Below are 13,844 nucleotides of genomic sequence, written 5' to 3' on the forward strand. Positions count from 1 at the left end.
CGTGTCGCTCAGGCCCTGCGGTTTTCACGCCACCAGACATAAAGTCCGGCGCTCACGATCACAAGCGCACCGGTCACCGTCCAGAGATCGGGATACTGACCGAAGAACACGATCCCCCAGAGTGTGGCAAAGATCAGCCCGGTATATCCCAGAGGAGCCAGAGAGGAGGCTTCGGCAATGCTGTAGGCCTTGACGATGAAGCCCTGACCGATGGCGCCGGTGAGGCCGAGCCCGAGGATCGGCAAGAGCGTATCGGCGCTAATCGGCCGCCAGACAAAAGGCAGCGCGAGGCTCGAGCCGATCAATCCGATGATTGCGCCCCAAAGGAGAGAGGTGATCAGCCCGTCCTTCTGGATCAGGCGGGTGATCAGCATGCCGCCTGCAAAGCTTATCGCGGTCCCCAATGCCAGAAGCGAGGCCCAGTGAAAGACGCCCGGACCGGGCCGGATGATGATCATCGCACCGCAGAAGGCCGCCGCGATCCCTAAAAGGCGGCGCGGTCCGAGCTTCTCGCCCAGAAAGAGCGCAGCCCCCAGCGTGACCAGCACAGGGTTGAGATCGGCAAGTGCGGTCGCCTCGGCGAGCCCGATAAACTGGATCGCGGTAAAGAATAGGAGCACGGTGGCAAGCTGCATCAAACCGCGGGCAATCTGCAAGCCGGGTTGGCGCGAGGGCAGCAGCCGGTGCAGGCGGGGCGCGAAGATCGCCACCAGCAACAGCGTGTTGGACAGATAGCGCAGCCAGACGATCTGCACCGGATCATATTGGCGCGACAGCCCCTTGGCCATGGCATCCATCAGCGTGAAACAGGCGAAGGCTCCCAGCACGCAGAGCATGCCAAGCCCGTTGCGCGGCGCGACGCGGCCTTCGGCCCCGCCACCCGCCGCAACGGAAGAGGGGGCCATTGCGGCCCCCTCTTGGTTCATATCCCCAGCTGGTCTCACAGGAGGGATTTGACCTTTTCGGCAATCGCTTCGGGGGTGATGCCGAATTTCTCGTAAAGCTCGGGGGCCGGAGCGGAGGAGCCGAAGCCTTCCATACCCACGAAGCCCGCCTTGGTCTCGCGGCCACGCTCGCCGAGGAGGTATTTGTCCCACGGCTGACGGATTGCGGCTTCCACGGCCACGCGCACAGCGCCTGCGGGCAGGATACGGCGGCGATAGGTCTCGTCCTGCGCGTCAAACAGTTCCATACAGGGCACCGACACCACACGTGTACCGATGGCCTGTGCTTGCAGGATCTCGCGGGCTTTCAGCGCGATCTCGACTTCCGAGCCGGTCGCCATCAGGATCGCCTGACGCTTGCCCTCGGCTTCCTCGATCACATAAGCGCCTTTGGAGACCATGTTCTGGTTGGTGTGTTTGGTGCGCAGCGTCGGCAGGTTCTGGCGCGAGAGCGCGATCACCGAGGGGGTTTCCTCGGTCGTCAGCGCCATTTCCCACGCTTCCGCCGTCTCGATCACATCCGCCGGGCGGAAGGTCCAAGTATTGGGCGTCGCGCGGCAGATTGCCAGATGCTCTACGGGCTGGTGGGTCGGGCCATCCTCGCCAAGGCCGATCGAGTCATGGGTCATGACGTAGACGGCAGGCACTTTCATCAGCGCCGACAGACGCATCGCACCGCGGGCGTAATCAGTGAAGCAGAAGAAGGTGCCGCCATAGGGGCGCACGCCCCCATGTAGCCAAAGACCGTTCATCGCCGCCGCCATACCATGCTCGCGGATGCCGTAATGGACATAACGGCCCTTGCGGTTCTCGGGATCGAAGACACCCAGATCGGCGGTCTTGGTCAGGTTGGAACCGGTGAGGTCAGCCGAGCCGCCGATGGTTTCGGGAACGGCGGGGTTGATCGCGCCCAGCACCATTTCCGATGCCTTGCGGGTGGCAACTTTAGGCGCCGCCTCGGAATTGTCCTTCTTGAACTTGCGGATGGCACCAGCAAGCTTCTTGGACACGCCACCGTCCATCATGCGGGTGATTTCCGCCTGTTTAGTGGCCGAAATTGCGCCGAAACGCTCTTCCCATTCGCCGCGCTCTGCCGCGCCGCGCGCGCCGATGGCTTCCCAGGTGGATTTCACATCCGCAGGAATCTCGAAGGCACCGTGATCCCAGCCATAGATTTTCTTGGTGGCGTCGATTTCCGCATCCCCCAGCGGCGAGCCGTGAACCGAGTAGGTATCGGCCTTGTTGGGCGAACCGAAGCCGATGATGGTCTTGCAGTCGATGAAGACCGGTGCGTTCGATTTTTGCGCTTCGGTCAGCGCGCGGTCGATATCTTCCGGATCATGACCGTCGCAATGCAGCACTTTCCAGCCCGCAGCCTTGAAGCGCATGCGCTGGTCGGTGATGCAGGCCTTGTCGACGCGGCCGTCGATGGTGATGTTGTTATTGTCCCACAGAACGACGAGGTTCTTGAGTTTCTGCATGCCGGCAAGGCCGATGGCTTCATGGCTGATGCCTTCCATCAGGCAGCCGTCGCCTGCAATCACATAGGTCTTGTGATCGAAGATCTTCTTGCCGAAGCGCGCGCGCAGGCTTTCCTCGGCAATCGCCATACCCACGGCGGTCGAGATGCCCTGACCCAGCGGACCGGTGGTGGTTTCCACGGCATCGAGCAGGAAGTTCTCGGGGTGGCCCGCGGTGAGCGCGCCCTTCTGGCGGAACTTCTTGATCTGCTCGAGCGTCACCTGCGCGTCGCCGCAAAGATAGAGGAGAGCGTAAATTAGCATCGAGCCATGGCCTGCCGACAGCACGAACCGGTCACGATCCATCCATTTCGGAGCTTTGGCATCGAATTTCAGGTGCTTCTGGAACAGAACGGTCGCCACATCGGCCATGCCCATCGGCATGCCGGGGTGACCGGAATTGGCGGCCTGCACGGCGTCCATCGCAAGGGCGCGGATGGCCGAGGCGAGTTTCCAGTGGTCGGGGTGCTGTTCACGAAGCGTGGCGATATCCATGGGCGGGATCCTCATACGGCGACTTGGTGGCGTTCGTTCGGCCCCTGATAGCAGGGATCGCCTGAATATCAAGCCTGCGTGGAGGCGGTTTTGGTCTTTGTCGCAAGAACGGGCGCCAAGTTGCTGATCATATTGGGGCGCGGACTGGGAATGTCTTGACCTGAGGGGATAAACTGCAGACTAACACCGTAAATAGCGCGATTCGTGGGCGCAGGCCGGGCCCCGCGCTTGGGGGAACCCATCCGGTGATTTGATATGGCCGCTGGTTTGTGACTAGATTAAGATCAGCAGGCAAGGTGCTGTTAAGCGGAGATTTGACACGATGACAGATAAGGCGGCCGATTTCGCGGAATATGAACGGAGGCTGGCTTTCGCTCTGGCCCGTGTCGCCAAGAATGTCGAGACATTGGTCAATGGGCGTGACGCACTGCGCAGCGATCTGGACGAGGCCAGAGCCACGCTTGAGGCCGTCCCTGTGGCAGAGGCCGTGGCCGAACCCGAGAAGATGGTTGCTCCGGAAGCAATCCTTGTCGAGGGATTGCAGAATGAAAACAAATCCTTGTCCGAAGATCTTCTGGCTGCACGCGAAGAGATCAAGGACATGCAAGCGCAGATTGAACTCGCCGCGACCGAGCGCGAGGCTGCGCTTTCGGCCTTGGAGAAACGGCTGGGTCAGCGCGCCCGTGCCCTGACCCAGGCACTGTCGGAAATCGAGCGCCTGCAGGCCGCCAATACCGAACTGATTGCCGCCAATCGCGGGTTGATCGAAGCGGGAGGCCGGATGGCCCAGCTGCAGATCAACGAGGCCCTGCGCGCCGAGGTCGAGGCGCTGCGTGCGGCCCGCACGGCGGAACGGGCGGCCCTAGATGAAATCATCGGGGGGATCGAGCCGCTCCTTGCCGCCCGCGATACCGCATTGCGCGAGGATGCAGCTGCGGAGAAGGCTGTGCCGGAGCAGATCCAACCGGAAGACGAAGAGGCAAGCGAGGAGACCCCGAATGGCTGAAGTGATCGTGACCATCGGCGGGCGTGACTTCGAGGTCGCCTGCCAGAACGGGGAAGAGAGCTATCTGCGCTCGGCGGCTGAGATGCTCGACCGCGAGGCCTCCGTGCTGATCGGGCAGATCGGGCGCATCCCCGAGGCCAAGATGCTGTTGATGGCGGGGCTCATGCTGGCGGATCGCACCGCGGCGGTCGAGGACGAGATCGCCGCGATGAAGGCGGATATGGCGCGGCTCCAGTCCGAGCTGACCGAGGCGAAATCCAATGTGGCGAAGGTCGAGGTTCCGGTGATCCCGCCGGAGATGACCGAAGCGCTTGCCGAGATTGCGGCCCGTGCCGAAGCGCTTGCGGATAATATCGAGGACGTTCTCTGAGCCCTGCACCCGTTCATCGCGCGCCGGTGGGCGCAGTGCGGGATGCTGGAACGGAAACTGCCCGCCCGTAAGGGCGAGCAGCGGTTTTGCGAGTGGTAATCCGAATTTCAGGGGCGGGCGAGATCGAGGATGATCTGGTCCCGTTCGCGTGGTTTTGCCGAATGGGCATTGCCGAAGAACCCGCGGCCCCAATTCTCGATCCCGTTATTCTTGAGGATCTTGAGAACACCTTTGAGACGCTCGATCTCGCGGAGCATCAGGTCTTCGGCGGCCTTCTTGACCTCGGGCGTGCCGCCACGGGTCTCGATCTCGACCGGCGCATCCGATGCGGTATGCATGATACAGCTGGCGCAAGGCTCGTTGATCTCGGTCACGATCAGTTTCAGGGCGATGATCTTAAGATCATCTTCCTTATGCGCCACGAGGCGCAGCCCGAGCGGCGCACTGGAGAGCATGGCAAGTTCTGCTTTAGTGCGGGGATCAATAATCAGATGCTCGTCGCCATTGGCGATCTCGCGCAATGCCATTGTTGTGGCATGAAGTTGTAGAAATAGGTCGGCTGGGATCGACTTGTTAGGCATTGCTATATCCGTAGTTGCGGCAAGGGCTGATTGATCATCAACTTATGCGTGAACCGTGGATAACCCGTTAACCGCTGCTGCAAATGCACAAACGGCGCCCTGTTGAGGGGCGCCGTTGCCGGAATTTTATTCCGCGGCGGTCTTCATCTGGAAGCCCTTGGCCAGCTGGTCGGCGGGCGAGATGGGATATTCGCCGGAGAAACACGCATCGCAATATTGCGGGTTTTCCTTATTACGGCCCTCGGCCTCGCCTGCGGCACGGTAGAGACCGTCCAGCGAGATGAATTTGAGGCTGTCGACGCCGATCCAGTCGCGCATTTCGTCCTCGGTCATCTTGGCGGCGAGGAGTTTGGAGCGGTCGGGCGTATCGACGCCATAGAAGCAGGGCCATGCGGTGGGCGGGGACGCGATGCGGAAATGCACTTCCTTGGCGCCCGCATCAAGGATCATGTCCTTGATCTTGCGCGAAGTGGTGCCGCGCACAACCGAGTCATCCACCAGAATGACCCGTTTGCCCTTGATCAGCGCCTTGTTGACGTTGAGCTTCAGACGCACGCCCATATTGCGGATCTGCTCTGTCGGCTCGATGAAGGTCCGCCCCATATACTGGTTACGGGTAATGCCGAGTGCGAAGGGAATCCCCGATTCCTGAGAGAAGCCGATGGCTGCAGGCGTGCCCGAATCCGGCACGGGGCAGACCAGATCCGCCTCGATAGGCGCCTCGCGGGCAAGTTCCACGCCGATCTGGTGGCGCGTCTCGTAGACCGAGCGACCGCCATAGGAACTGTCGGGGCGCGAGAAATAGACGTGTTCGAAGATGCAGAAGCGCGATTTGGCCGGCGCGAAGGGACGGGAGGATTTCACTAGCCCGTTCTCGATCACGACCATTTCGCCCGGTTCGATTTCACGCACGAACTCGGCACCGATGATGTCGAGGCCACAGGTCTCGGAGGACAGGGCGAAGCCGTTATCGCCCAGACGGCCCAGAACCAGCGGGCGCACACCAAGTGGATCGCGGACACCGATCAGCTTGGTGCGGGTCATCGCAACCACCGAGAACGCGCCTTCGACGCGGCGCAGCGCATCGGCGATCCGGTCGGCATGGCGTTTCTGGATCGAGCGCGCCATCAGGTGGATGATACATTCCGAATCCGAGGAGGACTGGAAGATCGCGCCCATCTCGATCAGTTCGCGGCGGAGCTGGTCGGCATTGGTCAGGTTGCCGTTATGCGCAACCGCCGCACCCCCCAGCGAGAACTCGCCGAAGAAGGGCTGGATGTCGCGGATCACGGCGCCTTTTTTGCCGGCGGTGGAATAGCGCACATGGCCGATCGCGATCGGGCCGGGCAGGGTCTCCATCAGCGAGGCTTTGGTAAAGTTATCGCGGACATAGCCGAAACGGTGGGCCGAGTTGAACCCGTGTTCGGGGTCATGGGCGACGATGCCGCCTGCTTCCTGGCCGCGGTGCTGGAGCGCATGCAGGCCGAGCGCCACGAAGTTGGCTGCGTCTTTTACGCCGACAACGCCGAAGACGCCGCATTCTTCCTTCAGCTTGTCATCATCAAAGGGATGGGAAAGGAAGGGCTGGGGCAGATCGTTCATGGAAACTGGCTCCGGGCTCGGAATCTGGGAGGGTTGAGGGCCATATAATGCGAAACGGGAGGGGTGTTAACCCCTCCCGTTCCAGAAAGCTTTACAACGATGTCACGTTTTACCCTCGGGGGGGCTGTTATTGCTCGATCGGCTGTGCGGGATCGACCGGGCAGGCCGAGACGAGCTGTTCGTAACGGGCAGTGATCCAGCCGGGCGCGTCTGCGGGCATCGATTCGTCCATCTGGACCGACATACGCGAGAAGACCTTGGCCGAGCGCGAATCGTCGACCACGGCCATCTGGTCATGCACCATCACACGGTCATAGACGACGAAGGCCACAGCCACGAGCACCACGCCACGGATCACCCCGAAGAGGAAGCCCAGACCCTGATCGAGGCCGCCAAGCGCCGAACGCTGCACGGCGGAGGCGAAGAGGGGCGTGATGAAGCTCATCACGATCAGTGCCAGTGCAAAGACCGCCGCAAAGCCGCCGATGGTGGCCAGATCGCAATTGCCTGCAAGGAAACGGTCCAGCACGGGGATCTGTGCGACGAGCGGGCGGGCCGCATCGGCAAAGATATAGGCCAGCACGGCGGCGGCGATCCAGCCGACAATCGCCAGCGCCTCGCGCACGAAGCCGCGGCTATAGGCCAGAATGGCCGACAGGATAATGATGACCGCCACGATGGCGTCGACGATAGTGAACCCGTCCATACGTTTTTACGTCCTTCAGTCTCGCCCGCGCGTCAACCGGCGCCGAACATGTCTCCGACAAATGTCACGAGATCGGGGAGTTTCCTCAGGGCGATCCCGTCGCCCCCTTCGGTTTTCGTGCCGGAAGGAGCAATAGCTTGTGAGAAACCAAGTTTTGCCGCCTCTTTCAACCTGTTTTCCGCCTGACCCACCGGTCGGAGCGCCGCCGAGAGGCTGATTTCGCCAAAAATCACCATATCGGCGGGCAGGGCTGTGTCTTCTCGGGCACTCAGAAGTGCCGCGGCGGCAGCCAGATCGGCTGCCGGTTCGGTCACCTTCATCCCGCCTGCCACATTAAGAAATACATCGAGGCCGGTGAAGGGGATGCCGCAACGGCTTTCCAGCACAGCGATGATCGTAGAGATACGGCCGCTATCGAGCCCCACCACGGTGCGGCGCGGACTGGCCAAGGTAGAAGGGGCGACCAGCGCCTGAATCTCTGTCAGCACAGGCCGCGTGCCTTCAATCCCTGCAAAAACCGCCGATCCGGGGGCGGCCTGACCCCGTTCCGACAGGAAGAGCGCCGAGGGGTTGGTGACTTCGGCCAGCCCACCGCCGGTCATCTCGAAAACACCGATCTCGGCGGCGGGGCCGAAGCGGTTTTTCACGGCGCGCAGGATACGGAACTGGTGCCCGCGTTCGCCCTCGAAATAGAGCACGGTATCGACCATATGCTCGACCACGCGCGGGCCCGCAATCTGGCCTTCCTTGGTGACATGGCCCACCAGAACCACCGAACAGGCGCGTTTCTTGGCAAAGCTGACAAGCTCGTGACATGCGGCGCGGACCTGAGACACAGAGCCTGGCGCCGATTCGACATTATCGGCCCACATGGTCTGGATCGAATCGATGATCACCAGATCGGGGGCCTCGGATTCCATCGTGGTGAGAATGTCGCGCAGGTTGGTCTCGGCGCCCAGTTGCACCGGCGCATCGGCCAGCCCGAGCCGCTGCGCGCGCATCCGCACCTGCGAGGAGGCTTCCTCGCCCGAGATATAGAGGCACTTCAAACCGCTTTGGGCAAAGCGCGCGACCGCTTGCAGGAGCAGGGTGGATTTCCCGATCCCCGGATCGCCGCCAACCAGAATGGCCGATCCCGGCACCAGACCACCGCCCAGAACTCGATCGAATTCGACCATGCCCGAACAGGTGCGGGGCGGCGGGGCCTCCTCGTCGGCGAGGCTGCTCAGCCCGATGACGCGGCCCTTGGAGGTGCCCAGCGTCTTGCCCTTGGGCCCCGCCGAAAGAGGGGCCTCCTCGATCAGCGTGTTCCATTCGCCACAGGCATCACATTTACCGTTCCATTTGCGATGGACGGCGCCGCAGGCGGTGCAGGTATAGGAGAGGATGTTCTTAGCCATCCGTTAAATATGCGGAACACAGGGCGAACATCAAGAGGCCGGAGCGCTCTTGCAAGAATTGCCGAGCAGAAAATCGGGGCGAGAAAATCGGGGCGGGGGAATTGGCGCGCGGGGCGGGGTTTCCTATAGAGGGGGTGAGATTCACCACGAGAGGCTTTCCGATGCGCATCCGTCTTCTTCTTTCCGCCCTGGCGCTGAGTTCTATCGCCAGCTGTAGCGCGATGGGCAGCAACCATGCCGTCGTCAAAGGGGCCGGTCCCGATGATCTGCTGAAGCTGCGGGCCGGGCCGGGGCTCGGGTTCAACATCATCATGGGGCTGCCCGATGGCACGCGCCTGACCAAGCAGAAATGCGTGACCGAGAGCGGCCAGCTCTGGTGCCGTGTGTCGCTGGCCGACAATCCGGGCGTGTCGGGCTATGTCTCGGCCGATTATCTCGGGATGGGCATGTAACAGGGCTTACCGGGCCGGAGGATCATTCGGCCCGGGTAGCGCCACGACATTCGAGCCCTTCGCGGCCTTGCTCGTCGGGCGTTTGGGGGTGACAGGTGCCTGCGGCTCTTCCAGCTCGTAGCCAAGCGCCGCCAGAACCGCGACCAGATCCCGCTCGAGGAGCTGGAACTCGCGGGTCACGCGCCGCTCCTCGGCCTCGACATCGGTCAGCCAGTGGCCGATCTCGTCGCAGGTCTTGCGCGCCAGCTTGATCTGGGCATCCAGCCGGTCGGTCTCCTGCTGGCGTGCCCTGAGAGTGTCGCGCGCACGGTTCACCCGCGCATCGCTGTAAATCCGCGAGAGGTCGCGCGATTGCAGGCTCATCTGGGCGGCAAGTTCCAAAAGCTCCGGCTCGAGGGCAGGCAGATCGGGATGGCTGCGCAGCCATGCAATCCGCTCACGCATAGCGTCAAATTCGCCCGAGAGCGCGAAGACCCCCGCACGATCCGCCTCATGGGCAATCCGATAGGCATGGGCCACGTCCTGCATCGAGATATGGAAGTTGCGGTGACTGCGCTCGAGGCGGCTGACGCGCGAATGGGCGGGCAGGTAAAGCGCCAGCACCAGAGCGATCGCGGCAAAACCTCCCTGAAGCCACGGACCCAGATCAGTGACCGCGCCGCCATCGAACGAGGCTGCAATGTTCAGCCATGGCATCAGCCCCGTGGCGGAGGCCAGAAACTGTCCCGCTGCACAGACCGCCAGCACCAGAACCAGCCCCGAGACGGTGGCATTGACCATATCCGCAAGATCGCCGCGCCGTTTGGCAAGGCTGCGCAGATGGGCGGCCCCCGCCATGTCGGACACCGTGTCAGGCTGTGCATCAGCCATCGCCGCCTTGCGAGAAGTTGCTGCCATCACACACCCCTGAAAACCCGTTGCCGCATGCAAGACGCGGCTCTTCACCCAAGGGAAGCTTGCGGTAAAAGATATGTGAATGCAAGGGGCCGCAGCCTATGCGGGGCCGTCATAGGCGCAAGAACGAGGTCTTGCGCCTGCCGGTTGTGGCTCAGGCCAGCGTTTCGCTATAGCGGCGCTCGTAGCGGGCGCCCAGCGAGGTCAGGACCTCGTAGCCGATAGTGCCGATCAGATCGGCCACCGCATCGACACCCTGATGGGTGTTCAGCAGATCCAGCTCCTCGGGCGTGCCGTCGAGATCGGTGATATCCACGGTGATCAGGTCCATCGAGACACGGCCGATCAGCGGGCAGGGTGTGTCGCCCGCCCAGAGCTGTGCGTTGTTCGACAGGCGGCGGCTGATCCCGTCGGCATAGCCTGCCGAGATCGTGGCCACATGGCTGCGGCGTTTGGCCTCCCAAGTATTGCCATAGCCCACCGTTTCGCCCACCTCCACCATCCGCGTCTGGATGACGGGAAGGGAGAGGGTGACCACAGGTCTGGCCTCCGCGAAGGGCATGCCGCCATAGAGGCCGATACCGGGACGCACGAGATCGAAATGATACTCTTTACCGTAGATCAGGCCGCCGGTCGCCGAGAGCGAACGGCGCAGGCCGGTGCCGTCGGTCATGCGGGTAAACTCGGCCAGCTGGCGCTCGTTCATCCCCATATGGACCTCGTCCGAGCAGGAGAGGTGGCTCATGACCAGTTTGGGCGATTTCTCCAGCAGCATCGGCGCAAGGGCGCGCCAGTCAGCATCCTCGAGCCCGAGGCGATTCATGCCGGTGTCAAGCTGCACGCCGAAGGGGGTGGCCGGAGACACTTCCATATGGCGTTTCACCTGCTCGGCGGAATTCAGCACCGGCGTGAGGTCGAGATCGACCAGCATGTCGCGATCGCCTGCCATATGACCGGACAGGATGAAGATTTCCGGTCCATCGCCAATCGCCTGGCGCAGTTTCGCGCCTTCCTCGGCCAAGGCCACGAAGAAGGTTTTTGCGCCTTGGCGCAGCAAGGTGCGGGCCACACGGTCCGCCCCCAATCCGTAGGAATCGGCTTTTACCACCGCGGCGGTCTGCGTCGCGGGGCCCGATTTGGCGTCCAGGGCCTTCCAGTTGGAGGCGATGGCGTCGAGGTCGATATGAAGAGTAGAGCTTGCCATGGGCGAATGTCTTCGCCTTTCTGCGTGCCTCGTCAAGAACTAACCGCAGCGGCGCGGATTTGCCGAAGAATATGCGCAAGACCTGTGGTTTCACGACGCGCGATCGGCGGGATTCGGGCGCGCGGGAGAAGAATATCCCGCGCGCTTATTTGCGGCTAGGGGACTGTCTGTCCGGTGCAGGACGAATCAGAACCCGTCCGAGCCGTCGCCCTGCCATGCCTTGGCCAGATCGGAGAAGCGGGTGAAGCGACCCTCGAAGGCCACCTCGACCGAGCCGATCGGCCCGTGACGCTGCTTGCCCAAGATGATCTCGGCCTTGCCATGGACCTGCTCCATCACCTGCTGCCACGCGGCCATCTTTTCCAGCTCGTGATCGCCCGGTTTCTCGCGCTCTTTGTAATATTCGTCACGATAGACGAACATCACCACATCGGCATCCTGTTCGATCGAGCCCGATTCCCGCAGGTCCGAAAGCTGCGGACGTTTGTCCTCGCGGCTTTCCACTGTCCGGCTCAGCTGCGAGAGCGCGATGACGGGGATGTTGAGCTCCTTGGCGATTGCCTTCAGGCCCATCGAGATCTCGCCGATCTCCTGCACGCGGTTATCGCCACGCCCCGAGCCGCGCAGAAGCTGCAGGTAGTCGACAATCACCACATCGAGCCCATGCGTCCGTTTCAGGCGACGGCAGCGGGCGGCCACCTGCGCGATCGGCAAAGCGGGCGTGTCGTCGATATAGAGCGGGCAGGTCTCGAGCGATTTCGCGGCCTCGACGAAGCGGCGGAATTCGTGCTCGGACATATCGCCACGGCGGATCTGTTCGGAGGGCACCTCGGCGGCTTCGGACAGGATACGCGCGGCCAGCTGCTCGGCCGACATCTCGAGGCTGAAGAAGCCCACACAACCGCCCTCGATCGCGCCTTCGCTGCCATCGGGTTTCTGGCCGCGCTTATAGGCTTTGGCGATGTTGAAGGCGATATTGGTGGCCAGCGAGGTTTTCCCCATCGAGGGACGACCGGCAAGAATGATGAGGTCCGAGGAATGCAGCCCCCCCAGCTTCTTGTCGAGATCGCGCAGGCCGGTCGAGATACCGGCCAGCCCCCCCTCGCGCTGATAGGCGGCATTGGCCGATTGCACGGCCTCCGTCACGGCCTTGAGGAAGGAGACGAAGCCCTTCTCGGCAGTGCCCGACTCGGCCAGCTTGTAGAGCGCACCTTCGGTCTGAACGATCAGCTGTTCGGCCTCTTGGCCGACATCGAGCTTGGAGGCATTGGCCGACAGCTCGCGCCCGACATTGATCAGTTCACGCCGGAGCGCCAGATCATGGATCATCTGCGCGTAATCGCGGGCTGCATAGGCCGAGATGGCTGCGCCCGCGAGACGCGCCAGATAGGCTGGCCCGCCAAGCTCCTTCAGGCCGCTGTCATCCTCCAGATAGCCCTTCAGCGTCACCGGCGAGGCCAGCGCGTTCTTCTGGATGCGGGCCACGGCGGTCTCGTAGATGCGGCGGTGGACGGGCTCGTAGAAATGATCGGCCTTCACCACTTGGGCGATGCGGTCATAGATATCGTTATTGGTCAGGATCGCGCCCAGAAGCTGCTGTTCCGCTTCGATATTATGCGGAACCGGATCGGCCTCCTGAGCCCCGTGCTGGTCGATATGATCGTTTCGAACTGCGCTGATCTCGTTCATCTCATGCCTCGATACCCGTGAGCGGGTCTCTTACCTTATCCTTCCCGCAAAACTCAATGTGGAAAACCCACGGCACTTCAGCCGCGAACAGGCTCCGCAAGGGGCGGGTATTGTGGTGGTTTGATCCCGTTCTACCATATCCGGCGTGAGGGCGCGAAAGAAAATGCGAAAGGGCGGGCCTGTGCACATTTTGCGCACAGGCCCGCCCACAGCCTTATCCACAGGAATCTCGCGTCAGGCGAGACAGCTGACCGGGGTCAGTCTTTTTTATTGGCGTCTTGCCACGCACGGGGCGCTTTGAGGAAGGCTTCGACCTCGTCGAGCGTCTCGGCATCAAACGCGCCCTGGGCGCGCGCCTCGGCCAGAACATCCCACCATGTGCACAGATACGACAGCTCCACACCATGCTCGCGCAGGTTCGGGATCGTCTCGTCAAAAATGCCGTAATAGAAGATCACAGTGGTATGGGCACAGGTCGCACCGGTCTCGCGGATCGCATCGACGAAGGACAGTTTCGAGCCGCCATCGGTGGTCAGGTCCTCGACCAGCAGCACGCGCTCGCCTTCGGACATTGCACCCTCGATACGGGCATTGCGGCCATAGCCCTTGGGCTTCTTGCGCACATAGGTCATCGGCAGGGCGAGACGCTCGGCCACCATCGCGGCAAAGGGAATACCCGCGGTCTCGCCACCGGCCACGTTGTCGAACGCCTCAAAACCTGCCTCGCGCATCACAGTCACGGCCATGAAATCCATGAGCGTCGAGCGGATGCGCGGGAAGCTGATCAGCTTGCGGCAGTCGATATAGGTGGGCGACGGCAGGCCCGAGGCCAGCGTGAAGGGCTCGCGGGCATTGAAATGCACGGCCTTGATTTCCAGCAGCATACGCGCGGTCAGGCGGGCGATCTCTTCTTTCGGGGGGAAGCTTGCGGGGATCATGAGGGAAACCTTCTTGTGGAAAACCGCGCCGGCGGACCGGCGC

Annotated in this window: 13 protein-coding genes; 3 read left to right on the forward strand and 10 right to left on the reverse strand. The window is 62.4% G+C overall.

Features of this window, described 5'->3' with window-relative positions:
- Positions 1 to 8: 8 nt before the first annotated feature.
- Both WDB91_RS09740 and tkt read right to left on the reverse strand, forming a co-directional pair.
- Positions 9 to 905, reverse strand: a complete 897-nt coding sequence (locus tag WDB91_RS09740) for a DMT family transporter (protein ID WP_339112368.1) — start codon at positions 903 to 905, stop codon at positions 9 to 11.
- 35 nt (positions 906 to 940) lie between these two features.
- Positions 941 to 2,959 (reverse strand): transketolase, encoded by a 2,019-nt coding sequence (gene tkt, locus WDB91_RS09745; RefSeq protein WP_339112369.1) that lies wholly within the window; start codon positions 2,957 to 2,959, stop codon positions 941 to 943.
- Between the two features lie 322 nt (positions 2,960 to 3,281).
- Between tkt and WDB91_RS09750 the strand changes: the two genes are divergently transcribed.
- On the forward strand, positions 3,282 to 3,965 hold the full coding sequence (locus WDB91_RS09750) for a hypothetical protein (RefSeq protein ID WP_339112370.1): 684 nt from the start codon (positions 3,282 to 3,284) through the stop codon (positions 3,963 to 3,965).
- Positions 3,958 to 4,335 carry a cell division protein ZapA gene (locus tag WDB91_RS09755; RefSeq protein ID WP_339112371.1) on the forward strand — a complete coding sequence of 126 codons (378 nt, stop codon included), beginning with the start codon at positions 3,958 to 3,960 and terminating at the stop codon, positions 4,333 to 4,335. The genes WDB91_RS09750 and WDB91_RS09755 overlap by 8 nt, the downstream gene beginning before the upstream one ends.
- Positions 4,336 to 4,442: 107 nt before the next feature.
- On the opposite strand, the gene WDB91_RS09760 is transcribed toward WDB91_RS09755, so the two are convergent.
- The 4 genes from WDB91_RS09760 to radA all read right to left on the reverse strand — a co-directional run bounded on the left by WDB91_RS09760 (position 4,443) and on the right by radA (position 8,624).
- On the reverse strand, positions 4,443 to 4,916 hold the full coding sequence (locus WDB91_RS09760; protein ID WP_339112372.1) for a hypothetical protein: 474 nt from the start codon (positions 4,914 to 4,916) through the stop codon (positions 4,443 to 4,445).
- Positions 4,917 to 5,042: 126 nt separating this feature from the next.
- Positions 5,043 to 6,518: an amidophosphoribosyltransferase gene (gene purF, locus WDB91_RS09765; RefSeq protein WP_339112373.1), complete on the reverse strand. Its 1,476-nt coding sequence runs from the start codon at positions 6,516 to 6,518 to the stop codon at positions 5,043 to 5,045.
- A 127-nt stretch (positions 6,519 to 6,645) separates the two neighbouring features.
- Positions 6,646 to 7,224, reverse strand: coding sequence for a CvpA family protein (locus WDB91_RS09770; RefSeq protein ID WP_339112374.1), 579 nt, complete (start codon positions 7,222 to 7,224; stop codon positions 6,646 to 6,648).
- Between the two features lie 32 nt (positions 7,225 to 7,256).
- Positions 7,257 to 8,624: a DNA repair protein RadA gene (radA, locus tag WDB91_RS09775; RefSeq protein WP_339112375.1), complete on the reverse strand. Its 1,368-nt coding sequence runs from the start codon at positions 8,622 to 8,624 to the stop codon at positions 7,257 to 7,259.
- A gap of 161 nt (positions 8,625 to 8,785) precedes the next feature.
- Here radA and WDB91_RS09780 point away from each other — a divergent pair, with 161 nt between their 5' ends.
- On the forward strand, positions 8,786 to 9,076 hold the full coding sequence (locus WDB91_RS09780; protein WP_339112376.1) for an SH3 domain-containing protein: 291 nt from the start codon (positions 8,786 to 8,788) through the stop codon (positions 9,074 to 9,076).
- A 6-nt stretch (positions 9,077 to 9,082) separates the two neighbouring features.
- Here the strand turns inward: WDB91_RS09780 and WDB91_RS09785 are convergent, their stop codons facing one another.
- The 4 genes from WDB91_RS09785 to WDB91_RS09800 all read right to left on the reverse strand — a co-directional run bounded on the left by WDB91_RS09785 (position 9,083) and on the right by WDB91_RS09800 (position 13,801).
- Positions 9,083 to 9,973 carry a DNA repair protein gene (locus tag WDB91_RS09785; protein ID WP_339112377.1) on the reverse strand — a complete coding sequence of 297 codons (891 nt, stop codon included), beginning with the start codon at positions 9,971 to 9,973 and terminating at the stop codon, positions 9,083 to 9,085.
- Positions 9,974 to 10,124: 151 nt separating this feature from the next.
- Complete coding sequence (gene alr / locus WDB91_RS09790; protein ID WP_339112378.1) at positions 10,125 to 11,174, reverse strand: alanine racemase; 1,050 nt, start codon at positions 11,172 to 11,174, stop codon at positions 10,125 to 10,127.
- Between the two features lie 186 nt (positions 11,175 to 11,360).
- Positions 11,361 to 12,863, reverse strand: a complete 1,503-nt coding sequence (locus WDB91_RS09795) for a replicative DNA helicase (protein WP_339112379.1) — start codon at positions 12,861 to 12,863, stop codon at positions 11,361 to 11,363.
- A 257-nt stretch (positions 12,864 to 13,120) separates the two neighbouring features.
- Positions 13,121 to 13,801, reverse strand: coding sequence for an orotate phosphoribosyltransferase (locus WDB91_RS09800; RefSeq protein ID WP_339112380.1), 681 nt, complete (start codon positions 13,799 to 13,801; stop codon positions 13,121 to 13,123).
- Positions 13,802 to 13,844: the final 43 nt, after the last annotated feature.

The organism is Thioclava sp. GXIMD2076 (assembly GCF_037949795.1).
Classification (GTDB): domain Bacteria; phylum Pseudomonadota; class Alphaproteobacteria; order Rhodobacterales; family Rhodobacteraceae; genus Thioclava; species Thioclava kandeliae.

Coding starts and splice junctions, on each gene's coding strand:
- WDB91_RS09750 (WP_339112370.1), top strand. CDS start 3,282: ATGACAGATAAGGCGGCCGATTTCGCGGAATATGAACGGAGGCTGGCT.
- WDB91_RS09770 (WP_339112374.1), bottom strand. CDS start 7,224: ATGGACGGGTTCACTATCGTCGACGCCATCGTGGCGGTCATCATTATC.
- WDB91_RS09785 (WP_339112377.1), bottom strand. CDS start 9,973: ATGGCAGCAACTTCTCGCAAGGCGGCGATGGCTGATGCACAGCCTGAC.
- WDB91_RS09780 (WP_339112376.1), top strand. CDS start 8,786: ATGCGCATCCGTCTTCTTCTTTCCGCCCTGGCGCTGAGTTCTATCGCC.
- WDB91_RS09740 (WP_339112368.1), bottom strand. CDS start 905: ATGGCCCCCTCTTCCGTTGCGGCGGGTGGCGGGGCCGAAGGCCGCGTC.
- WDB91_RS09755 (WP_339112371.1), top strand. CDS start 3,958: ATGGCTGAAGTGATCGTGACCATCGGCGGGCGTGACTTCGAGGTCGCC.
- WDB91_RS09760 (WP_339112372.1), bottom strand. CDS start 4,916: ATGCCTAACAAGTCGATCCCAGCCGACCTATTTCTACAACTTCATGCC.
- purF (WP_339112373.1), bottom strand. CDS start 6,518: ATGAACGATCTGCCCCAGCCCTTCCTTTCCCATCCCTTTGATGATGAC.
- radA (WP_339112375.1), bottom strand. CDS start 8,624: ATGGCTAAGAACATCCTCTCCTATACCTGCACCGCCTGCGGCGCCGTC.
- WDB91_RS09795 (WP_339112379.1), bottom strand. CDS start 12,863: ATGAACGAGATCAGCGCAGTTCGAAACGATCATATCGACCAGCACGGG.
- alr (WP_339112378.1), bottom strand. CDS start 11,174: ATGGCAAGCTCTACTCTTCATATCGACCTCGACGCCATCGCCTCCAAC.
- WDB91_RS09800 (WP_339112380.1), bottom strand. CDS start 13,801: ATGATCCCCGCAAGCTTCCCCCCGAAAGAAGAGATCGCCCGCCTGACC.
- tkt (WP_339112369.1), bottom strand. CDS start 2,959: ATGGATATCGCCACGCTTCGTGAACAGCACCCCGACCACTGGAAACTC.